Annotated in this window: 22 protein-coding genes and 1 tRNA gene; 12 read left to right on the top strand and 11 right to left on the bottom strand. The window is 40.8% G+C overall.

The annotated features are described in order from the left end of the window. Window positions 1–7: 7 nt before the first annotated feature. Both EZJ28_RS01380 and EZJ28_RS01375 read right to left on the bottom strand, forming a co-directional pair. On the bottom strand, window positions 8–1,351 hold the full coding sequence (locus EZJ28_RS01380; RefSeq protein ID WP_131394097.1) for a dihydroorotase: 1,344 nt from the start codon (window positions 1,349–1,351) through the stop codon (window positions 8–10). Then, window positions 1,351–2,082, bottom strand: coding sequence for a polyprenol monophosphomannose synthase (locus EZJ28_RS01375; protein WP_131394095.1), 732 nt, complete (start codon window positions 2,080–2,082; stop codon window positions 1,351–1,353). The genes EZJ28_RS01380 and EZJ28_RS01375 overlap by 1 nt, the downstream gene beginning before the upstream one ends. 100 nt (window positions 2,083–2,182) lie before the next feature. On the opposite strand from EZJ28_RS01375, the gene EZJ28_RS01370 reads away from it, so the two are divergent. Beyond that, window positions 2,183–2,836, top strand: coding sequence for a DUF4271 domain-containing protein (locus EZJ28_RS01370; RefSeq protein WP_131394093.1), 654 nt, complete (start codon window positions 2,183–2,185; stop codon window positions 2,834–2,836). 24 nt (window positions 2,837–2,860) lie between these two features. Then, complete coding sequence (locus EZJ28_RS01365; RefSeq protein ID WP_131394091.1) at window positions 2,861–3,607, top strand: uroporphyrinogen-III synthase; 747 nt, start codon at window positions 2,861–2,863, stop codon at window positions 3,605–3,607. A 92-nt stretch (window positions 3,608–3,699) separates the two neighbouring features. Here EZJ28_RS01365 and pckA read toward each other — a convergent pair whose 3' ends face one another. Both pckA and EZJ28_RS01355 read right to left on the bottom strand, forming a co-directional pair. Then, a complete protein-coding gene (pckA, locus tag EZJ28_RS01360) occupies window positions 3,700–5,298 on the bottom strand; it encodes a phosphoenolpyruvate carboxykinase (ATP) (protein ID WP_131394088.1) in 1,599 nt (532 codons plus the stop codon). Window positions 5,299–5,376: 78 nt separating this feature from the next. Beyond that, window positions 5,377–5,766: a DUF423 domain-containing protein gene (locus EZJ28_RS01355; RefSeq protein ID WP_131394086.1), complete on the bottom strand. Its 390-nt coding sequence runs from the start codon at window positions 5,764–5,766 to the stop codon at window positions 5,377–5,379. A 67-nt stretch (window positions 5,767–5,833) separates the two neighbouring features. On the opposite strand from EZJ28_RS01355, the gene EZJ28_RS01350 reads away from it, so the two are divergent. Both EZJ28_RS01350 and EZJ28_RS01345 read left to right on the top strand, forming a co-directional pair. Beyond that, entirely contained in the window at window positions 5,834–7,207 is a 1,374-nt protein-coding gene (locus EZJ28_RS01350) for a saccharopine dehydrogenase family protein (protein ID WP_131394084.1), read from the top strand. Between the two features lie 49 nt (window positions 7,208–7,256). Then, entirely contained in the window at window positions 7,257–7,727 is a 471-nt protein-coding gene (locus EZJ28_RS01345; RefSeq protein ID WP_131394082.1) for an Lrp/AsnC ligand binding domain-containing protein, read from the top strand. A gap of 47 nt (window positions 7,728–7,774) precedes the next feature. Here the strand turns inward: EZJ28_RS01345 and EZJ28_RS01340 are convergent, their stop codons facing one another. Beyond that, window positions 7,775–8,467, bottom strand: a complete 693-nt coding sequence (locus tag EZJ28_RS01340; protein ID WP_131394080.1) for a zinc metallopeptidase — start codon at window positions 8,465–8,467, stop codon at window positions 7,775–7,777. Window positions 8,468–8,667: 200 nt separating this feature from the next. Between EZJ28_RS01340 and pyrH the strand changes: the two genes are divergently transcribed. From pyrH to EZJ28_RS01300, 8 genes are all read left to right on the top strand, one after another. Then, window positions 8,668–9,375, top strand: coding sequence for a UMP kinase (gene pyrH / locus EZJ28_RS01335; protein ID WP_131394078.1), 708 nt, complete (start codon window positions 8,668–8,670; stop codon window positions 9,373–9,375). Between the two features lie 24 nt (window positions 9,376–9,399). Then, entirely contained in the window at window positions 9,400–9,951 is a 552-nt protein-coding gene (frr, locus tag EZJ28_RS01330; RefSeq protein WP_131394076.1) for a ribosome recycling factor, read from the top strand. 104 nt (window positions 9,952–10,055) lie between these two features. After that, complete coding sequence (locus EZJ28_RS01325) at window positions 10,056–12,518, top strand: DUF5686 family protein (protein ID WP_131394074.1); 2,463 nt, start codon at window positions 10,056–10,058, stop codon at window positions 12,516–12,518. Window positions 12,519–12,594: 76 nt separating this feature from the next. After that, a complete protein-coding gene (locus EZJ28_RS01320; RefSeq protein ID WP_131394072.1) occupies window positions 12,595–15,006 on the top strand; it encodes an RND family transporter in 2,412 nt (803 codons plus the stop codon). A gap of 75 nt (window positions 15,007–15,081) precedes the next feature. Then, entirely contained in the window at window positions 15,082–16,524 is a 1,443-nt protein-coding gene (gene asnS, locus EZJ28_RS01315; RefSeq protein WP_131394070.1) for an asparagine--tRNA ligase, read from the top strand. A gap of 48 nt (window positions 16,525–16,572) precedes the next feature. Beyond that, entirely contained in the window at window positions 16,573–17,445 is an 873-nt protein-coding gene (locus EZJ28_RS01310; protein WP_131394068.1) for an RluA family pseudouridine synthase, read from the top strand. 83 nt (window positions 17,446–17,528) lie between these two features. Next, window positions 17,529–18,986, top strand: a complete 1,458-nt coding sequence (gene rpoN, locus EZJ28_RS01305; protein ID WP_131394066.1) for an RNA polymerase factor sigma-54 — start codon at window positions 17,529–17,531, stop codon at window positions 18,984–18,986. Beyond that, window positions 18,986–19,624, top strand: coding sequence for a hypothetical protein (locus tag EZJ28_RS01300; RefSeq protein WP_131394064.1), 639 nt, complete (start codon window positions 18,986–18,988; stop codon window positions 19,622–19,624). Before rpoN ends, EZJ28_RS01300 begins: the two co-directional genes overlap by 1 nt. On the opposite strand, the gene EZJ28_RS01295 is transcribed toward EZJ28_RS01300, so the two are convergent. The 6 genes from EZJ28_RS01295 to EZJ28_RS01270 form a co-directional block, all read right to left on the bottom strand. Next, window positions 19,587–20,303: a porin family protein gene (locus EZJ28_RS01295; RefSeq protein WP_131394062.1), complete on the bottom strand. Its 717-nt coding sequence runs from the start codon at window positions 20,301–20,303 to the stop codon at window positions 19,587–19,589. The two genes, EZJ28_RS01300 and EZJ28_RS01295, sit on opposite strands and share 38 nt — an antisense overlap. Before the next feature lie 86 nt (window positions 20,304–20,389). Continuing rightward, window positions 20,390–20,872, bottom strand: a complete 483-nt coding sequence (locus tag EZJ28_RS01290; protein WP_131394060.1) for a biopolymer transporter ExbD — start codon at window positions 20,870–20,872, stop codon at window positions 20,390–20,392. A gap of 34 nt (window positions 20,873–20,906) precedes the next feature. Beyond that, window positions 20,907–21,515 (bottom strand): biopolymer transporter ExbD, encoded by a 609-nt coding sequence (locus tag EZJ28_RS01285; protein WP_131394058.1) that lies wholly within the window; start codon window positions 21,513–21,515, stop codon window positions 20,907–20,909. A 2-nt stretch (window positions 21,516–21,517) separates the two neighbouring features. Beyond that, window positions 21,518–21,955 (bottom strand): hypothetical protein, encoded by a 438-nt coding sequence (locus EZJ28_RS01280; RefSeq protein WP_131394056.1) that lies wholly within the window; start codon window positions 21,953–21,955, stop codon window positions 21,518–21,520. Between the two features lie 13 nt (window positions 21,956–21,968). After that, window positions 21,969–22,772 (bottom strand): MotA/TolQ/ExbB proton channel family protein, encoded by an 804-nt coding sequence (locus EZJ28_RS01275; RefSeq protein WP_131394054.1) that lies wholly within the window; start codon window positions 22,770–22,772, stop codon window positions 21,969–21,971. A gap of 68 nt (window positions 22,773–22,840) precedes the next feature. Beyond that, window positions 22,841–22,928 (bottom strand) — tRNA-Ser (locus tag EZJ28_RS01270). Window positions 22,929–22,991: the final 63 nt, after the last annotated feature.

Genomic DNA, 22,991 nt, shown 5'->3' with positions numbered 1-22,991 from the left:
TTTAGCCTTAACGATCAAAAGTGAGTCTTTCTGCAGTGTTAGAAAACGGCTGATGTTTAAAGTTCTTGTACACCAATCTACCATTCACAAAAGTATGGGTAACCCTGGATTTAAAGGTTGTTCCTTCAAACGGAGACCATTTACATTTGGAAAAAATATTATCGGGTTGTACTGCCCAGGGAGAATTAAGATCTACCAGTACCAGGTCTGCCTTATATCCCTCTCTTATAAATCCTCTCTTCTCTATCTGGAAAAGGATCGCCGGGTTATGACAGGCTTTTTCCACAATCTTTTCAAGAGAAATCTTGCCCTGATGATACATCTGAAGAAGAGCCGGAAGAGCGTGTTGAACCAGCGGACCGCCACTCGGCGCCTTGGTGTAAGGATTTTTCTTCTCTTCCTTAGTATGAGGAGCATGATCTGTCGCAAGCACATCAAGATGGTTGTCCAGAAGACCCTGTAATAAAGCTTCCTGATCCTTTTTCGTTTTTACCGCAGGATTCCATTTAATTAAAGTACCTTTTTTCGCGTAATCGGAATCATTGAACCAAAGGTGATGAATACATACCTCGGCAGTGATCTTCTTATCTTTTAAAGGTTTCTTATTGTTAAAAAGACTGAGTTCCTTTGCTGTGGAAATGTGGAAGACATGAAGCCTGGCACCGGTTTTTTGTGCAAGTTTAACCGCCTTTGAAGACGATTTATAACAAGCTTCCTCACTTCTAATCTTAGGATGCATCTCAATTGGAATATCATCCCCGTACTTTTCCTTATACTCGGCGAGATTATCCTTTATGGTCTGCTCATCTTCACAATGTACCGCTATTAATACAGGTGATTTTTTAAATATCTGCTCCAGTACCTTTTCATCATCTACAAGCATATTCCCTGTGGAAGAACCAAGAAAAAGTTTCAGGGCAGCTACCTTCTTAGGATCTATTTTCTCTATTTCGGCAAGATTATCATTAGTCCCGCCAAACATGAAAGAGTAATTGGCATAAGATGTTTTGGCCGCGATATTGAACTTATCTTCCAGCAACTCCTGGGTAGTGGTCTGCGGAAGGGTATTGGGCATTTCAATAAAGGAAGTGATCCCCCCGGCCACAGCAGCCATGGAGCCAGTTTCTATACATTCTTTGTGAGTAAGGCCTGGTTCTCTGAAATGAACCTGATCATCAATAAGACCCGGAAGCAGATAGGTACCCTCAGCATCATAGATACTTAAATCGGGTGATTTGGCGCTAATGCTTTCAGACACCTCTGAAATGATGCCATTTTCAATAAATACATCTCCTTCTGTAATCTTTCCTTCGTTAACGATCTTAGCGTTCTTAATTAGTATTTTTCTCATCAGACTTTTATCCTGTTAAACAGACTTTTCAGCTTCATTTTAATTACTCCAAAAGCAGCTTCCGATATTATGGAACTACTCATTTTGGAAGTCCCCCGGGTCCTGTCAGTAAAGATAACCGGTACTTCAACTATTTTATAACCCAGTAAATGGGATTTGAACTTCATCTCTATTTGGAAAGCATAACCTACAAACTGAATCTTATTAAGGTTAATGGCTTCCAGTACTTCTCTTTTATAGCAAACAAAACCGGCAGTGGTATCCTCCACATCCATTCCTGTTATGAACCTTACATATCGCGAAGCCAGCCAGGACATTAACACACGGTTCATGGGCCAGTTAATGACATTTACTCCGGTTATGTATCGCGATCCTATAGCAACATCGGCTCCGTCTCTTTTGCAGGTATTGTACAACCTTACCAGATCATTAGGATTATGGGAAAAATCAGCATCCATTTCAAAGATATAATCGTAATCCCTGTTAAGAGCCCATTTAAAACCATGAATGTATGCGGTTCCCAATCCCTGTTTTCCTATACGCTCTTCAAGGAAAAGACGTTTAGGAAACTCGGCCTGCAAGGTTCTCACCCTTGTAGCGGTCCCGTCGGGAGAATTATCATCTACAACCAGAATATGAAATTTACGCCTTTGAGAGAACACATTTCTTATGATGCGTTCAATGTTTTCAATTTCATTATAAGTGGGTATAATAATTATCCCATTCGTCATTCCCGAAAATTTTGCACAAATGTAGGCAAATTAAATCTTCAAAACTTTATCTGGGGCACCGCTAATAAGGGCCAAAATTTTAAATTTGTAAAAAAAATTTATGCAGGCTGTTGAAAGAATCTCCGAATATCAAGATTGGATCACGTTGGTATTTCTGGCCTGCTTTATACTTTTGGTCTTTGCAAAATTATGGTTCCCTCAGCGCTTTGAAGAATTTATTTCACTTTTGAATTCGGGTAAATTTATAGCCTTTAAAGGAAAGGAGAACAAAGCTTTTCATCCTTTTAACATTTTATTGTTAGGTGTTCAGGCCCTGGCTGTTTCCATCTTTCTTTTTATTACGTACAGGTATTTTGTTGAACTCATTCAGCCGGCCTGGATAGTATTCATCAGGATTTTTACAGCCTACCTTTGCCTTCTACTTATAAAGGCAGGAGTGGAAAAAATCATTGGCAACATCTTTGAAATTGACGAAAAGATCGATTATTACCTTTTTCAGAAATTCAGCTATCGCAATTTCATTTCCCTGTTCCTGCTTTTTGCCTCCCTTTTCCTGATCTACAGCCTGAATCCCACAGCACTGATAATAGGCCTGATAGGAGGTATCGCCATAACCGCTAACTCTATAGCATTATTTATTATTTACAGAAGAAATCAAAGTGTGCTTAGCGCCAATTGGTTCTATTTTATTTTGTACCTTTGCGCACTTGAAATTGCCCCTTATATTATTTTGTACAAGCTTATTACAAACTAAAGAGGATCTAATAAAGTTTTATATATGAAAGTGAAAACAATTTTGGTTTCTCAGCCAGAGCCTAAGGTCGAAAATTCGCCTTATTTTGAGCTGGAGGAAAAGCAAAAAGTAAAAATTGATTTCATACCTTTTATTCATGTTGAAGGCGTGCCGTCTAAAGAAGTGAGACAACAAAAAGTAGATCTCACAAATTATACGGCAATTATACTTACCAGCCGTAATGCTGTAGACCATTTCTTTAGAATTGCAGAGGAAATGAGATATAAGGTGCCCGATACATTGAAATATTTTTGCCAGAGCGAGGCCGTGGCCTATTATCTGCAGAAATATGTGGTTTACCGTAAAAGAAAGATCTATGTGGGCCAGAGAACTTTTGCTGAATTAGCGCCGCTGATCAAAAAATATAAGAATGAAAAGTTTCTTCTCCCATCTTCAGACATGTTGAAGCCGGATGTTCCCAGAACGCTGAACAAACTTGGAGTTGAATGGAAGAAAGCAGTATTCTACCGCACAGTGGTAAGCGACCTTTCCCATCTTAAAGATGTCACTTACGACATCCTGGTATTCTTTAGCCCAAGTGGAATTAAATCCCTTTTTGAGAATTTCCCGGATTTTAAACAAAATAATACAAGGATCGCTGTGTTTGGCAACACTACTATAAAGGCAGCGAAAGAGCATGGACTGGTGGTGAATATCAAGGCTCCAACGCCCGAAACTCCAAGTATGACCATGGCAATCAGTAAATATATAAGCGAGGTAAATAAGAAATAGCAATATCCAGGTGTGGAGATTTGAATGAATAAAAAAATCCGGTCAGACACTCTGACCGGATTTTTCATTTACAACATCTAACAATTTAAAAACTATTCTTTTGGTGCGCCATTCATTATTTCTTCATTGGCATAAGTCTCGAATTTACTGAAATTCTTTCTGAAGAAATTAGCCAGCTCTTTTGCTTTCTTATCATACGATTCTTTATCCTGCCATGTATTCTTTGGATTCAGGATCTCTGAAGGTACTCCTTCACAGGATTTTGGCATTTGAAGACCAAAGATCTCGTGCGTTTCATATTCCACATTATCCAGCTTACCTTCCAGTGCCGCGCTAATCATTTCCCTGGTGTATTTAAGCTTCATCCTGCTTCCCACACCATATGGCCCACCGGTCCAGCCAGTATTCACCAGCCATACATTCACTCCGGCAGCTTTCATCTTGGCACTTAGCATTTCAGCATATTCAGTTGGGTGAAGCGGCATAAACGGCGCTCCGAAACAAGCTGAAAAACTCGGAATTGGCTCCTCCACCCCGGCCTCTGTACCAGCTACCTTGGCAGTATAACCGCTAATAAAATGATAAGCGGCCTGACCCGGCGTAAGTTTACTTATAGGAGGCAATACCCCAAAGGCATCTGCTGTAAGGAAAAATATATTCTTTGGATTCTCGCCTGCAGAAGGCTCCTGAATATTATGAATATGATGTATAGGATAACTTACCCTTGTATTTTGGGTAATCGTGGTATTCTCAAAATCAACATTCCCTTTTTCGTCTAGCACAACATTTTCGAGAATTGCTCCTGGCTTAATCGCCCGGTAAATGTCTGGTTCGTTTTCTTCAGATAGGTTGATCACCTTTGCATAACAACCTCCTTCAAAGTTGAAGATAGTATTGTCTGGAGTCCAGCCGTGCTCATCATCACCTATCAGTTTCCTTTCAGGATCGGCAGATAAGGTGGTCTTACCTGTACCTGAAAGTCCAAAGAATATAGCCGTATCACCATCTTCCCCCACATTAGCGGAACAATGCATCGGCAAAGTATTTTTATATACAGGAAGTATAAAGTTAAGGGCTGAAAAGATTCCCTTCTTAATTTCACCGGTATAGCCGGTCCCACCAATAAGAGCGATCTTCTTAGAAAAATTAAGAATGGCAAAATTCTCCTGGCGTGTTCCATCTACTTCAGGATCGGCTTTAAAGCCGGGAGCATTTATAACAAGCCAGTCCTCTTTAAAATTCTCAAGTTCAGCATCCCCGGGACGCAGAAACATATTAAAAGCGAACATATTGGACCAAGGATACTCATTGACCACCCTTATATTCAAACGGTAATGCCCATCTGCACAGGCAAATGCATCACGGGCATATACTTCCTTGCCTCCAAGATAAGCGACAACTTTATCGTATAGTTTATCAAATCTTTCCGGATCAAAAGGAATATTGATCTCGCCCCACCACACTTTATCTTTAGTTACTTCATCTTTTACAATAAAACGGTCTTTCGGAGACCTTCCGGTAAAATTCCCGGTATTCACGGCAAGAGCCCCAAACGAGGTTTCTACTCCCTGGCCGAGCCTTATTGTTTCTTCATGAAGTTCCTGTGGAGATAACTGGTAATGTACTTTGCCATTAATGATCCCGTAATCCTCTAACGAAATCGTTTTCGTAATTTGGGTGTTTTCGACCATAAAAAAATCAATTCTGTGGTTTGTTTAGGCATACAAAATTAAAAATCTTAAACAGATAAATAGCCAAACGTCCTCAAATTATTTCTTTTTTAACGTTATGAATTCCAGCAATAAGACAATCCAGGCGATGATCAAAAGACTGCCTCCCACAGGCGTAATAAAGGCTATACGGGTAAAGTCAAATGCAGTAAGAGCATTTGTTGCTAGTAAAAATATAGATCCAGAAAACATGATCACTCCCACTACTATCAGATAAAATATCCACGTAAGTTTTTTTGTCTTCCCTTTAACATATCCTCCAAGAATTAACAATAAGAATGCATGATACATTTGGAATCGAACACCAGTCTCAAAAGAATCCAGAGAATTATCAGAAATCACCTCTTTTAATCCATGAGCTGCAAAAGCTCCCAGTATTACAGCGAGTAACCCAAAAATGGCTCCGGCGATCAAAAATTTTCTGTTCATATTTTCAATTTTATTTGATGCAAAGATTTAATACATTCGTTTGCACTACACAAAACTAACTTAATTTATGCGACAAATATTAATAGTGGGGGCTGGAAAATCCACCTCTGTCCTCATTGACTACCTGTTACAAAAGGCTGAAGCCGAAAACCTTTATATTAGAATTGGTGACTTAGACATCGATAATGCTAAAAAAGCCTGTAAAGACCATCCTAAATGCGAAGCGTTTAGCCTTGATGTCTTCGACGCTGAAAGCCGGGAGCCCGCCATTCAGAAAGCTGATCTCGTAATCTCAATGCTTCCCGCACGATTTCATATTGAAGTAGCCAGAGACTGTGTGAAATTTGGAAAGAATATGGTAACCGCTTCTTATATAAGTGATGAAATGAAAGCCCTGGATGCACAGGTAAAGGAAAAAGGCCTTGTTTTTATGAATGAGATAGGCGTAGATCCCGGAATAGACCATATGAGTGCCATGCAGATCATAGATAGAATACGAGATAAAGGAGGGCAAATGTTGCTTTTTGAGTCTTTTACCGGAGGCCTTGTGGCCCCTGAAAGCGACACCAACCTCTGGAATTACAAATTCACCTGGAATCCGAGAAATGTAGTGGTAGCGGGCCAGGGCGGCGTTGCTGAATTCATTCAGGAAGGTAAATACAAATATATACCTTATAACCGTCTGTTTCGTCGTACCGAATTCCTCGAAATTGAAGGTTATGGAAAATTTGAAGGTTATGCTAACCGCAATTCATTGAAATACCAGAGTATCTATGGCCTTGAAGATGCTCTAACACTCTACCGCGGCACAATCAGAAAAGTTGGTTTCAGCCGTGCCTGGAACATGTTCGTCCAGCTGGGGATGACAGATGACAGTTTTGTTATGAAGAATTCGGAAGAAATGAGTTATCGTGACTTCATCAATTCATTTCTGCCCTACTCCCCCAGCGATTCTGTAGAACTCAAAACCCGTCATAATCTTAAGATAGATCAGGATGATATCATGTGGGAGAAGTTGCTGGAGCTTGATATTTTCAATCCTAACAAAAAAATAGGGCTTAAAGAAGCCACTCCGGCGCAGGCACTCCAGAAGATATTGATGGATAAATGGTCTTTATCTCCAGACGATAAGGATATGATCGTGATGTACCATAAGTTCGGTTACGAGCTTGACGGAGAGAAAAAACAGATAGATTCTACAATGGTTCATATTGGGGAAGATCAGTCGAAAACGGCTATGGCTAAGACCGTTGGGCTACCTGTGGCTATGGCTGCGATCATGATCCTCAATAAAGAAATAACCACCCCTGGGGTTCAGCTCCCAATTAACAGGGAGGTATACGAACCTATTCTCAAAAAACTTGAGAGTCATGGTATCATATTTAAAGAAAAAGAAACGGAATATCTAGGCTACAACCCATTTGGTGAAGTAGGAAATTAAAATTGAAAAGCATTTTTATTATTTTAGCTTACTTATCAAAAAGTAAGCTATGAAGATCATAAACGAAAATGTTCAGCTGGACGGAATCGATAAAACCATTCTTAACTTCCTGATGGAGGATGCCAAAAAACCTATCCTTGAGATAGCAAAGAATATTGGCATAACGGGAGCTGCGGTGCATCAGCGCTTAAGAAAACTTGAAAAATCAGGCCTGATAGAAGGTTCGCGTATGATACTGGACGCACGTCTTTTAGGATATAAAACCATGGCCTTTGTTGGAGTATATCTGGACAAGGCAGTCAGTAATCCACAGGCAGTAAAGAAGCTTAGCGAAATTCCGGAAGTAATAGAGTGCCATTACACAACCGGAAACTGGTCTATCTTTATTAAGATACTTTGTAAGGACAATGAGCATTTAATGCATGTGCTTAATAAGAATATTCAGGCCATAGAAGGGGTGTCAAGAACTGAAACCTTTATATCCCTTAATCAGCAGCTCAATCGTCAGATCAAGATATAAAAAAGCGGCCTGTCGGGCCGCTTTTCATTTATTTTAAATAATCTCTATCAATCTCTTCCCATATAAAGACTCAGGAAATAGAGCAGTGTAGCCAGTGAACCAATAGCAGCCACCACGTAGGTTCTTGCCGCCCATTTTAAAGAATCTTCAGCCGCATCATGTTCAGAAGCGGTAAGCATATTCTCATTCTCAAGCCATACCAGGGCACGTTTACTGGCATCATATTCTACAGGTAGCGTAATAAAACTAAATAAAGTTCCCATAGCATACATAATGATACCAAGCAGTAAAACGGTTTGACCAATTCCAGAGCCGACCATCACCATTAGCATGATACCACCAAAAATTGCCCATTGTGACAACTTGGAGGCCACGCTCACCACCGGCACGAGCTTACTTCTCATTTGCAGCCAGCTGTATGCTTTTGCGTGCTGTACAGCGTGACCACATTCGTGAGCAGCCACGGCAGCGGCTGCGGCATTTCTTTGTGAATAAACTCCTTCACTAAGGTTCACGGTCTTCTTTGAAGGGTTATAGTGATCGGAAAGCATTCCAGGTGTCGAGATAACCTCTACATCGTGAATACCATTATCCCGTAACATTTTCTCTGCGATCTCTTTTCCGCTCATCCCGTTTTGAAGATGAACTTTCGAATATTTCTTGAATTTGCTCTTGAGCTTATTGCTTACAAACATACTCACAAGAAAAATAAGTCCCGCTATTATATAATATCCCATCATAGGTTTAAAAGTTTTTTCTGTTTCAGCTATCAAATATATCAAAAATCCGGCCACGGTATTCTTTCTGAAATAATTCGGAAAAACCCTGTCACTCCCGTCATTTTTTCGGAATTATGCGCATCAACTCCCACATTTACCGGCATTATATTTCTCAAATTCAGATATTGGTTATATTTGCAACGATTACCTAAAAATCAGCTATGCAATACAAAAGAATACTTTTAAAACTATCGGGAGAAGCCTTAATGGGAAACCGCCAATATGGCATTGATCCGGAGCGCCTGGCAGAATATGCACAGGAAATAAAAACGGTAGTGGATAAAGGTATAGAACTGGCGATCGTTATTGGAGGAGGAAACATCTTTAGAGGTGTGGCAGGTGCAAGCCGTGGAATGGATCGTGTACAGGGCGACCACATGGGAATGCTGGCTACAGTGATCAATGGCCTGGCTTTACAGAGCGCCCTTGAAGATGCCGATATCCAGACCAGACTGCAATCTGCCATTAAGATCAATGAAGTTGCCGAACCCTTTATAAGGAGAAAAGCTATCCGCCACCTCGAAAAAGGTCGTGTGGTAATTTTTGGAGGCGGGACCGGGAATCCATATTTCACAACAGATTCTGCAGCCGTACTAAGAGCCATAGAGATTAAAGCAGATGTTATTTTGAAAGGTACCAGGGTAGATGGTATCTATACTTCAGATCCCGAAAAAGACAAAGCTGCTACCAAGTTCGATTTTATTACATTTGAAGATGTTATTAAAAAAGGACTTAAGGTGATGGACACCACAGCATTCACCCTTAGTCAGGAAAATGAATTACCTATTATAGTTTTTGACATGAATAAGCCTGGAAACCTATTAAAAGTAGTTACTGGCGAACGTGTTGGAACCAAAGTGAACCTATAACCTGAAATTGTAAATCATATTAAAATGGATGAAGTTGAATTAATTCTAGAAGAAGCAAAGGAAGGAATGGAAAAAGCCATTTCGCACCTTAAAAAACAGCTTTCTAATATTCGTGCCGGAAAAGCCAATCCAAGTATGCTTGGAAGTGTGATGGTTGAATACTACGGGGCACAGACTCCGCTTAACCAGGTGGCCAATGTGAACACTCCTGATGCGCGAACCCTTTCTATCCAGCCTTTTGAAAAAAGCCTTATCCCTGAGATCGAAAAAGGGATCATGCAGGCAAATCTGGGCTTCAATCCTATGAACAATGGTGAAAGTGTGATCATTAACGTTCCGCCTTTAACCGAAGAAAGAAGAAAACAACTCTCCAAGCAGGCCAAAGCCGAAGCCGAAGACGCCAAAGTAGGTGTTAGAAACGACAGGAAACAGGCCATGCATGATCTTAAAAAAGTTGAAATTTCAGAAGACTTGCTGAAAGATTCTGAAAAGGAAGTTCAGGATCTAACCGATAGTTATATTGAAAGAATCGACAGCATACTTGCTACTAAGGAAAAGGAGATAATGACGGTTTAATGTCATCTCACTTAGAATTTAATGCCGGTTGAAGTCTGAAGATACTCAGATTTGATCCGGCATTTTTATTTTAATTAAATTCCCTGACCAAAAAACCAGCCTGAATGCGAAATTCCTTACTAATATTACTCTTTCTGTGCAGCCTGAATTTACAGGCACAGAACCTTATTCCGGGAAGAGTGATCAATAAGGAAAACAGAAAACCACTGCCATACGCCAAGATCCACACTGGCCAGGGTCAACAGATACTCACAAATATTGATGGTAGTTTTAGACTGCCTCTTAACCGGGACACCCTATCCATCACAATTTCTTATGTTGGTTTCAAACCGGTAAAAACAATCGTCAATAAAGCGACCCGGTATGTACAAATAGGGCTCAGTCCTTCCTATGAAAGATTAAACACTGTAGTTGTCACCTCTGCCCCCGATCCGGCAAAAAAACTAATAGAAAAGGCTATCCAAAAGCGGGAAATAAATGATCCTGAAAAAGCCCTGGATGGTTTTTCGTATAAGTCATATACCAAATTCATCATAGATAATGAATACGATGAATTAGAACTCGATGTGGACTCAACTTCCGCAGCCATTGAAACCATCATTGAAGAAGGCCGGGCCTACCTTTCAGAAAAAAGTTCTGAGCATTATTATCTGAAGCAAAAAGCCCGGCATAAAGAAATAGTGAAAGGGATCCAGACCGCAGGTTTTGAGGAACCGATATATAATGTACTCGCAATGGAGGTGAATCCCTTCTCTCTTTATAAAAATGATTACCAGCTTTATAAAACAGAATATGCCGGTCCGCTTGCTCCCAATGCGCTGAAGAATTACGAATATAAAATACTGGACACCACTTTAGCAACACGACCAGCCTATGTAGTGTACTTCAAGCCCAAACGTGAGAAGGTGGTGGCAGGTCTGGAGGGTATTCTCTACCTGGACACTCTAAGTATGGCTATCCAGAAGGCCAAAGCCCAGTTACTTGGTGCGGTACGACTTGAAGTTGTGCACGATTACAAGTATTATCCCGAAAAAGATATCTGGTTTCCTTCGAAACAAACCACTACCATAAGGCCTGGCTCAGGAGGGAAGGAAATTGCCGTTTTTGGCGGCACCGTTTCTGTAGGCACCGTGCAACAGAAGCAAGGAATTCTAAGTCTGGTCTTTGGATCTGAAAGTATCCCGAACGATCTTTACCTTACATCTGTTACCAGGAATTATAATGTTGATCTGGATTTTGAAAATAAGCTTCAGAATCCCGGAGCCGAAATCGAGGTCACTGCAATGGCAGCAAAACAGGATTCTCTTTTTTGGCAACAGCACAGAAAGCAAAGATTCACAAGACGGGATGTGGCTACCAGGAAAAAAGTAGACAGCCTGGTTAAGGCAGGAAATGTAAAAAGAAAATTAGAGATTAAAAGTGCTATTGCCTCAGGATATTATCCTTTGGGATTCTGGGACCTTGACCTGAGCAAGATATTCAAATTCAATAATTATGAAGGGATAAGACTCGGATTTGGCGGAAAAACAAACGATCGTGTTTCGGATAAATTCAACCTGAATGGTTATACAACCTATGGTTTTAAGGATGAAGTACTGAAATATGGAATAGGAACACAGATATATCTAAATAAAAGAAATGGAACAAATCTCAATTTTTCCTTTTCCCGGGATATCCGCGAAATAGCCTCCTTTGAGTATCTAAAGGGGCAGAACACCTTCTCTATTCTGGAACCCCGCTTTGTGAACATTAGTAATTTCTTTAACTATCGCAGCTGGTGGACCAGCCTTGAACACCAATTAGGTCCGAAATTGAATACAGAGTTAAGGATAGGGCGTGAAGAGATCTGGCAAATTCAGGATTATAGCTATTTAAACGGGACTACAGAATACCATGATTATGATCTGAGTTTGGGGACGTTCTCCTTCCGTTGGCAACCCTTTTCAAAATTCCTGAGCACGCCCGAAAAAAATATTCTTGTTGAAAAGAGATTTCCCCAGTTCACAGGGCAGATCCAACAGTCATTTAATGCTGTTGGTGGAGACCTGAATTTCACCCGACTTGGATTGAAAGCAGAGCACGAAATCAAGCGTTTAGACCAGTCCCGAACTGAATTTATCCTGGAAGGTAATTATGGTTTTGGTGATCTGCCCTTAACTCACGCCTTTCATGCGTATCCCAATAACCCCAACAGGCCAAGGATATTCAGGCGTTTTTCGGTTGCAGGAAGAAATAGTTTTGAAACCATGTATTTCAATGAATTCTACAGCGATCGCCAGGCAATGCTGCATATAAGGCACCAACTGCGACCTTTCAGATTAGCAGATGGTTTTTCGCCTGAACTGGTTTTGATCTCCAGGCATGCCATTGGTGATTTCAGCAACAGTGAGCAACATAAAAATATTAATTTCAATACGCTGGAAAACGGCTATTCTGAAGCCGGAATTGAGCTTAATAAGATCCTGGCGGGATTTGGGTTAAGTGCAGCCTACCGTTATGGTGCATATCACCTGCCGAGCTTTGAACAAAACTTCTCATTTAAATTCACCTTGCAGCTTCAGTTATAAATACGCTAAGATTAGTGGCTTAAGACCAACCGATTTACAAGAGCTTTTTTTAACTTTGCGCCGCTAAAATACTGCCATGCATAAGATTTTTAGCTTTGGATTCTGGAACTCCATCGCCCGCCTTATTTTACGAAACCGCATCACCATCATCATTCTGATAGGGATCGCAACCTTTTTGCTTTCTACGCAATGGAAGAACATGCGTTTTTCCTATACCGAAGCAAACCTGATGCCCGATGATCATGAGGTAAACGTCAAATACAATGACTTCCTGGAAAAATTTGGTGAAGAAGGTAATCTTATTCTTTTAGGAGTGAGGGACTCGGCCCTGTTTACTCCGGAGAAATTTCAAGCATGGAATAAGCTCACCGATAAACTTCAGGAATATCCGGAGGTAGATCATATTATCTCCCCGGCGAGTCTTCAGGAACTAAGAAAATTCGAAGACCCAAAGCGCTTCGAAATGCAACCCATTCTGGAAAAGAATCCGGACAGTCTGGAATTGAAAGAGTTTGAGAACAAGCTCTTCACCGAACTGCCTTTCTATGAGAACCTGGTTTTCAGTTCACATTCCAATACCATCCAATCGGCTCTTTACCTCAACAAAGAACTGGTTAATACCAAGGCTAGAAAGATCTTTGTGCTGGAAGAGCTCGATCCTCTGATTGAAGAATTTGAAGAAAAATACGATATAGATGTCAGGGTTTCGGGGATGCCGTATATACGAACTCTCAACTCACAGAATATTGTAGATGAGATCGGGCTGTTTATTGTTGCTGCTCTCTTTGTGACCTCGCTTATCTTCTTCTTTTTCTTCCGATCGGTAAGGGCCACATTAATCTCCATGTTCACCGTATGCATTGGTGTGATGTGGGCGTTTGGGGTGATTGGGCTTTTGCATTATGAGATCACCATACTTACAGCCCTTATTCCCCCACTGATTATTGTAATAGGAATCCCAAACTGCATCTTCCTTATCAATAAATATCAGCAGGAGATAAAGAAACACGGGAATCAGGCCAAATCGCTTCAAAGAGTGATCACCAAAGTTGGAAATGCCACCCTTATGACAAATGTGACCACCGCTTCAGGTTTTGCAACTTTTATCTTAACAGATAGTCAGCTACTTCGTGAATTTGGTGTAGTGGCATCTATAAATATCCTGGCGATCTTTATCCTCAGCCTTTTGATCATTCCGGTAATCTACAGTTACCTTAAACCTCCAAAAGACAGGCACCTTAAACATCTCACCAAGAGATGGATCGGCGGTTTTGTTGATTGGATGGAAAAAATGGTAAGGCACCACAGGATCGCTATCTATATTTCTTCGGTTATCCTACTCGCAGCGAGTATCATTGGGATATATACCATTAAAATTTCCGGGAGTCTTCTGGAAGATATGCCGCAAAGCACCCAGTTCTATAAGGATGTAAAGTTCTTTGAAAGAGAGTTTGACGGGGTGATGCCCCTGGAAATATTTGTGGACACCAAACGACCTAAAGGAGTTTTAAAGCTTTCCACACTTAAGAGGATCGATGAACTCGAACAATTCATTCAGGATATCCCGGAACTCTCAAAACCTCTTTCGGTGACCAGACTGGTTAAATATTCAAAACAGGCTTACTACAATGGTAATCCCAAATACTACCAGTTGCCTACCTCCCAGGAACGGAATTTCATCATGCCCTATGCTAAGAACCTGGGCTCCCAGGAAGGTTTGATGCAATCTTATGTTGATTCTACAGGTCAATATGTGCGAATTACCACATTCATGCAGGATGTGGGAACAGAAAAAATGGAAAGCATAGAAGAGGATCTCATCCCTCAGATCAATAAGATCTTCCCCGAAGAAAGATACGAGGTCTCTCTTACCGGTAAGGCCCTTTTGTTCCAAAAAGGTACCAACTATCTCGTAAGAAACCTGATAATTTCTCTGGGACTGGCAATTTTCCTTATCGCTCTGCTCATGGCATGGATGTTCAGAAGTTTCAGAATGATACTTATATCACTTGTACCAAACCTGTTACCTTTACTGGTTACAGCAGGAATGATGGGCTTTCTGGGAGTCCCCATTAAACCATCCACCATTCTGGTATTTAGTATTGCTTTCGGGATTTCGGTGGATGATACCATCCACTTTCTGGCCAAATACCGGCAGGAGCTTAAAGCCAATAACTGGAAGATAAAAAGATCTGTTTACGCTGCCCTTAGGGAGACCGGTGTGAGCATGTTCTATACTTCAATCGTGCTATTTTTTGGATTTTCAGTTTTCATGATAAGTAGTTTTGGAGGAACTGTCGCACTTGGAGGTCTTGTCTCTGCGACCTTATTATTCGCCATGCTGGCAAACCTACTATTACTACCCTCCTTACTATTATCGCTGGAGCGCAGTATCGCCAATAAGAAAGTACTGAAAGAACCTGCGATGAACATTATTGAAGAAGAAGAAAATGAGCAGGTAATAGAAGAAAATAATCCGAACAATTAACAATATTTAATAAAATAGCCTGCTTGGTAAGCTTCAGGCTAAAAACTATCTTTGTTTTTTCTAAATTTTGACTAAATGATACAAGCAAAAATCGCTGAAATACTGGAAAGTGATCAGTTTTTACAGGAATACCATGTTAAAGGTTGGGTTCGCTCTTTTAGAAGCAACAGGTTCATAGCCCTTAATGATGGTTCTACCTTGAAAAACCTTCAGTGTGTTATCGATTTTGAAAATACCGATGAAGAGCTGCTGAAAAGAATAAATATAGGTGCAGCGATTTCCGTAAAAGGAACTCTTAAGGAGAGTATGGGAAGTCAGCAAAGAGTGGAGATCGAAGTGGAAGAACTCGAGATCCTGGGAGATGCCAATCCAGAAGAAGTGAAGTACACCATTCTTTCTCCTAAAAAGCACAGCATGGAGAAGCTTCGTGAACAGGCACATCTGAGAGTTCGGACCAATACTTTTGGTGCAGTAATGAGAGTTCGCAGTAAACTGTCTTTTGCCGTACATAAATTCTTTCAGGATAAGAATTTCCATTATGTGAACACGCCTATTATTACGGGAAGTGATGCCGAAGGTGCGGGTGAAATGTTCAGGGTAACTTCGCTGGATATGCAAAACCCTCCTAAGAATGAGGATGGCAGCATTAATTACAAAGAAGATTTCTTTGGAAAAGAAACCAACCTAACCGTATCGGGTCAGCTGGAAGCTGAAGCATACGCGATGGGTCTCGGACAGGTTTATACTTTTGGTCCTACCTTCAGGGCTGAAAATTCCAATACTTCCCGACATTTAGCCGAATTCTGGATGATAGAGCCGGAAGTGGCGTTCTGTGATCTTGACGGGAATATGGACCTTGCGGAAGAATTCATCAAATATGTATTGAAATATGTGATGAAACATTGTAAGGAGGATCTGGAATTCCTTGCAGAAAGGCAGGCAAATGAAGACAAATTAAAGCCGAAAGCTGAAAGAAGCGAGATGGGGCTTCTGGAAAAACTTAATTTCGTTCTTGAGAACAACTTCAAAAGGGTTAGCTATACTGAGGCTATCGAGATTCTTAAGAATTCAAAGCCAAATAAGAAGAAGAAATTCAACTATATAATTGAAGAATGGGGCGCCGATCTTCAAAGTGAACATGAAAGATATCTTGTTGAGAAGCATTTCAAATCACCGGTGATACTTTTTGATTATCCCGCCAGCATCAAGGCTTTTTACATGAGACTGAATGAGGATGAAAAGACCGTTAGAGCCATGGATATTCTTTTTCCTGGCATTGGAGAGATCGTTGGAGGAAGCCAGCGTGAGGAGCGTTTAGAAGTCTTAAAAGAGAAAATGAATGCTCTTGATATTCCTGAAGAGGAACTCTGGTGGTATCTGGATACTCGTAAATTCGGGACCTGCGTGCATAGTGGTTTTGGACTCGGTTTTGAAAGACTGGTACAGTTTACCACGGGTATGACAAATATACGGGATGTAATACCGTTCCCCCGTACTCCGCAGAACGCGGAATTTTAGATAAGACCGACTTCACAAGTTTATAACCTGTGAAGGTTAATTTTCTACATGAAAATAAAAGAAACTCATATTGTTCCTGCAGTCACTAAAAAAGTCAGACTGCAGGAATATGCGGTTTCCATCTTTTCCTCAATCCGTACCCGCAGCGGAATTAAAAAAGCCATAAAGAAAGGGCTCCTTCTTATCGATGGTAAAAAGGCTCATACTTCCCACTGGATCGCGGAAGGCCAGAAAATTGAACTACTACAGCAAGAAATTCCCCAAAAAAAGATCTTCAGGTTAAAACTGAATATTCTATTTGAAGATGAACATCTTGCCGTTGTCCATAAACCTTCAGGATATCCTACCAGCGGCAATTACTTTAAGACCATTGAGAATGCCTTGGCTTTTAATCTGAAGCCCTCGCATATGGTGGATGCCCTGATGTATCCTCTGCCCGTCCACCGGCTGGATAACCCTACTTCCGGAATACTGCTCTGTGCCAAGACCAGAACCGCCCTTACAGGTTTGCAGGATGCGTTCAGATTAAAAGCTGTGAAAAAGACCTATAACGCTCTGGTAAAAGGAGAAATCCCGAAACCAAAAGTGATTTCTTCCGATATAGATGGTAAAAATGCCAGCACTAAAATTTCCCCGCAGGAAATTCTGAAAATAAAACATCGAAAATATACTTTGGCAGAAGTGATTCCGTTAACAGGTAGAACGCATCAGATAAGGATTCACCTCGCAAGGAATAAGACTCCGATAATTGGCGACAAACTCTATGGCAAGGAAGAAACAGAGGATTTCTTTAGTAGCAAAAACCTTTATCTTTTTGCAGTAAAGATATCCTTTGCGCATCCAGTTAATGAAGAGCAAATGAATTTCGCTATCAGACTTCCCAAGAAAGTGCGGAACCTTTTATCAAACAGGGTGGATTAACAAAATTTTACCACAATCATGGGGCATGCCAAAGGGAGTATGGTCTGGATTTTCCTTATTTTTGTTAGAGAAGCTGTTTATTTATGCTAAAGCAACAACTAAATCTTAAACTTTCTCAGAAGCTGTCTCCTCAGCAGATTCAGCTTATGAAACTCATTCAGCTGCCTACCCAGGCATTTGAACAGAGGATCAAGCAGGAACTCGAGGAAAATCCTGCACTGGAAGATGGAAAGGAAGAAAGGATAGACGAATATGATGACCTGAGCAATGAGAATTCTGAGGATGATTATGATAGCGAGACTATAGAGACCGAGATCGATGTTGACGAGTATCTGAGTGACGATGAAATTCCCAGTTACCGGCTTCAAACAAACAATTACAGCCCTGATGATGATGACAAGCGCGTGCCATATGCAGCCGGAACCTCATTTACCCAGCATCTAAAGACACAGTTAAGCACATTCAGGTTCAATGAAACTGAGCAACAGATAGCAGAATTCCTGGTGGGTAGCGTTGATGAAAGCGGATATATCAGGCGGGGCGTTCAGGATATAGTTGACGATCTGGCTTTCACTCAAAACGTCTACACTGATGAGGAAACGGTGGAAAAAGTGCTTCAGAAGGTACAAAAGCTGGATCCTGCAGGGGTTGGAGCCCGCAGCCTGGAAGAATGCCTGCTTATTCAGTTAAAAAGAAAAGAGCCAACCAAACAGGTGACTTTGGCAACAGATATTATTGAGCGTTCCTTTGACCATTTTAGCAAGAAGCACTATAAAAAACTGCTTTCCCGTCATGACATCAGCGAAGATGAGTTACGGGATGCAATAGAGGTCATAGAACATTTAAATCCTAAACCGGGAGGCGCATATTCTGGCAATACCCGTATAGTTGAACATGTGATCCCAGATTTCACCATAAAGATCGAAGATGGGGATCTCCAGTTAAGCCTTAACGGAAGGAATGCGCCTGAAATGCATATCTCCAGGGATTACAGCAATATGCTGAAAGGCTATAAAGAGTCAAAAGAAAAGACCAAAGCGCAGAAAGACGCTGTAATGTTCATCAAACAGAAACTGGATGCCGCCAAATGGTTTATCGAAGCCATAAAGCAACGCCAGCAAACCCTTATGGTGACCATGAGCGCTATCATGAATTACCAACAAGAATATTTTCTTACGGGAGACGAGCGTAATTTAAGGCCCATGATCCTGAAAGATATCGCCGATGAAATTGAAATGGATGTCTCAACCGTTTCCCGGGTAGCTAATTCAAAATATGTGGATACTCCTTACGGAACAAAACTGATCAAGGAATTCTTCTCCGAATCAATGAAGAATGACCAGGGCGAGGACGTTTCTACAAGGGAGATCAAGAAAATACTTGAGATGTCTATTGAAGAGGAAAATAAAAGAAAGCCGCTTACAGATGAGAAACTGGCCAAAGTACTCAAGGAAAAAGGCTATCCCATTGCACGTAGAACAGTGGCAAAATACAGGGAACAGCTGGATATTCCCGTTGCGAGATTACGTAAAGAAATTTAATGAAATTAATCCTTAAGCTTGCCTCCTACCTGTTCCATCCACTATGGATGCCTTTTGCCGGAAGTCTGTTTTACTTCCTGTTCATCCCACGTTATTTTCCTGGTGAGATAATTAAAGCGAAGCTACTTGCCATTGCAATTATTACGATTTTCATCCCGGTGGTATTTCATTTTCTGCTTAAGAACCTTGGGAAGGTAAATACAATTTTCCTGGAGCAGGTGGACGAACGTAAATGGCCTCTTTTTTTCTTTACCATGTTAAACATCATGGTTCTCTCTCAGATACTTAATATCTATAATTATCCGGGGTTGTATTACTATTTTCTGGGAATACTGATCTCTTCAGCGATTGCATATCTGCTCACCTGGTTTAAAATAAAGCTCAGCCTTCATATGGTTGGGATGGGTGGTCTTCTCATGTTTGTAGCCGGATTTTGCATTTACTTTCACCTCTACTTCATTTACACCATAAGTTTCCTGATAATTGCAACGGGACTCACGGCTTCATCAAGGCTCTTTCATAAAGCTCATACCAACTGGGAAATTGTGCTTGGTTTGCTCACCGGTCTTATTCCTCAACTTTTGGCATTCAATCTCTGGTTTACAGAATATAGAATGTCAGACCTATTTTCAGGGTAGACAGTCCCAGCTCCCTCTCATCTACTACTGCATCCTTGAAGAATGGATTAAGTGCATAATAGAACTGGAAATTAAAAGTATTATATCCAAAGGTAAAGGTAGATCCAAGCCGAAACCTGTTAAGTTCATCAAGATCATTAACGATCACCTGGGTGTCTGTATCTTTATAGTTACTTCTAAAGTGATACACATAACCCAGCCTCAATCCGGCATAGATACGCCAGAACTTATATGATTGAGGGGTAGAAGTACGCCAGCGGAATTCTATAGGCGCTTCTACAAGCTGAGTGGTAAATCGGTTAGTATCATAATCCTCATTATCCTCAAGACTTCTAAACAGGCTTTTTCCAGAGGAATCCTTTCCAATAAAAAGATTATGACCATAGCTGTTTATAGACCAGCCAATACCCAGACCAACTGCCGTGTTTCTTCTTTCGTTAAGCGGAAAGTCTCTTATAAATCCAAGATGCAACCCGCCGGAAAAACTTTCCTGGGAAATTGAAGGTGGCTTGTTAGTGACAAGATTAAAACTGAAACCCGCATAGAACTGATCTTCCCTGTAAAGGCTGTCTATAGTAAAAGGCACAGTATCCGGGATCTTATACCGATCCTCTTCCTGAGCCTGAATAAACAAAGGTATAATTACGATAAAGATAGCAAAGTGATTTTTCAAGCCCATAGCACTCAGATCTAGAGTCTAAATATAAAAAAACATCCTGTCTGGTCTACCCAAACAGGATGCTTTATATAATAAAATTGAAAAGATTATTCTACATTTTGCATCGCATCTCCAACTACAGTGGTGTAGTTGATTTTGAGAGCTTCAGCCTTTCTTAATTCCTGTTTGATATCTGAAACAAGACCCATGTTGGTCTCTTCATCAACCTTTAGTGCGGTAGTAAGATAAGGAATAAGCTCCTCTCTTTTACTTTCCCGCTCAGAATATATAAACTGCTGCACTTCTTCAACGCTAGCAAACTTATCATTTAATTGTATACGGGCTTCAGTCCCGTATTTAGACTGATATCTGGGACTTGGTTTTCCTGCATAGATATACATGATCAAATCCTTCTTATCAAGTTTTTCAACCTGATCGGCGAACGGTAACTTATTCTCAACCATCAGTGTATTCTGACGCATTACCGTAGCAACCATAAAGAAAAACAGAAGCATGAAAACGATATCAGGCAAAGACGCCGTACTAATCGCAGGCAGATCTCCAGATTTCTTCTTTTTAAATTTAGACATAATTTTAAAGTCGTTTTCGGTTTGTAAAGCTCAATTAGCTCGTAGGTTCGGCTTCAGACAACTTCTGTGGAATCATATCGGTAATCACATCGATCTTTTCCTTTAGTGCATCTTTATCACCATTATAATTTGGATCGTTGTAATTCTTCTCCATCTGAGTGAATGTCATCCCATACATACGTTGTGCTTCACGATCTCTAAGCTGATTGTATGCAGCAACAAGTTCGTTCTGTACAGCGATATAAGTACCGTATTCCGTTCCACGGTTATTAACCAGTGAGATAATAGCCTTTTGAGGGTTGACCGAAGAATTCGGATCTTTAGCACCCTGGCAAAAGCTACAGGCTTCATCACCGGTTCCCGCTCCGTTATCCAAGAACTCTACAGCGGCTTCCCGTAGTTCAGAAAGCTCCATTTCTTCATCTTCTACTAGTAACTGGTTGTTACTATTCACCAATACGGTAAAGATGTTACGTTGTTTAATAACCGGAGGCTCAACGTCTTCTGGTTGCCATTGTGGCAGCTTTCTACTAATCCCGCTATCTGTTTCAATGGTAGTGGTTACCAGGAAAAAGATTAAAAGCAGGAAAGCGATATCTGCCATGGAACCAGCGTTCACTTCCGGTGCTGATCTCTTTGCCATAATTATTTAGCCAATTTTTTAATTCCAGAGAATATCATTGATGCTACGGCAATTCCGGCAAGGATGTAGAAGGTAATTAAACCTGCTCCCACCCAGTGATCACCAGATGCTGAAAGCATACTACCGTCCTTAAGTTCCCTTGCAGTACCATCACTCAAAGCATAGGCAATAAATACTATTACCACGAATGAGCCAACTGCAATTAAAGTCGTCTTAATACTACCTCTAAATAAACCTACAATCACAAATATTGCCACTAATACAATAACTGCAAGCAAAACCAGGTATGCGATCCACATATACGGATCTAGATGACTGGCCTGAAGGTCTGCCGAGGCTTTAATGGCATCGTCACCGGTGGCGATAATCCTTCCCAGAAGGATCAGTCCTATCACACCTATAACAAGTGCCAGATATTTTAATACTTTATGTAAGGTCATAATTTATTGTGTCTTAGATTCTTTTTTTATTCTTATAAGCTACTAACATATCGATAAGAAGGATAGAAGCATCTTCCATATCATTTACGATACTGTCTATCTTAGCGATAATGTAGTTGTAGAAAATCTGAAGAATAATTGCAACGATCAAACCAAATACTGTAGTAAGAAGTGCTACTTTAATACCTCCTGCCACAAGTGATGGCTGCATATCTCCTGCTGCCTCGATACGGTCAAAAGCCTGAATCATCCCGATTACAGTACCCATGAACCCAAGCATAGGAGCCAGTGCGATAAATAAAGAAACCCAAGATACGTTCTTTTCCAATTGTCCCATTTGAACACCTCCGTAAGCCACAACCGCTTTTTCAGCAGCTTCAATGCTTTCATCGGCTCTATCAAGACCCTGGTAATAGATAGAAGCAACAGGTCCTTTTGTATTTCTACAAACTTCCTTAGCTGCTTCAATTCCACCACTGTTAAGAGCATCTTCAACATTCTGAGCCAGCTTTCTTGTATTAGTGGTAGAAAGGTTTAAAAAGATAATTCTCTCTATGGCAATTGCCAGTCCAAGAATTAAACATAAAAGAACGATTCCCATGAACGCAGGACCTCCCTCGATGAAACGTTTCTTAAGCTCCTGATGAAACCCAAGTTCTTCCTCCTCAGCTTCTTCACCAGCGGCCATTTCTTCGTCATCCTGAACATAGTTAACAATCGTTCCTGGCATTGTATTCGCGCTATTAGCCGCCTTTAGATTATAGGCCCCAAGAACCGTAATCGCGGCGATTACCAAAATAGAAAATAATCTTTTCATTACTGTTTGTCTTAATTTAATTAGTTAAAGGGTTAAAGATATAAATTATTTTTAATAAAAACACTTAGCAGAGAGGAAGGGATTCGAACCCTCGATACGCTTGTGACGTATACACACTTTCCAGGCGTGCGCCTTCGACCACTCGGCCACCTCTCTGTTTCTCTTCGGGGCGGCAAATAACAAAAAAAAAACATTCCCGTCAAGTATGACGGTATTAAT

The sequence above is a fragment of the Gramella sp. KN1008 genome (genome assembly GCF_004332155.1).
Classification (GTDB): domain Bacteria; phylum Bacteroidota; class Bacteroidia; order Flavobacteriales; family Flavobacteriaceae; genus Christiangramia.
This window is presented reverse-complemented; position numbering and strand designations above follow the sequence as displayed.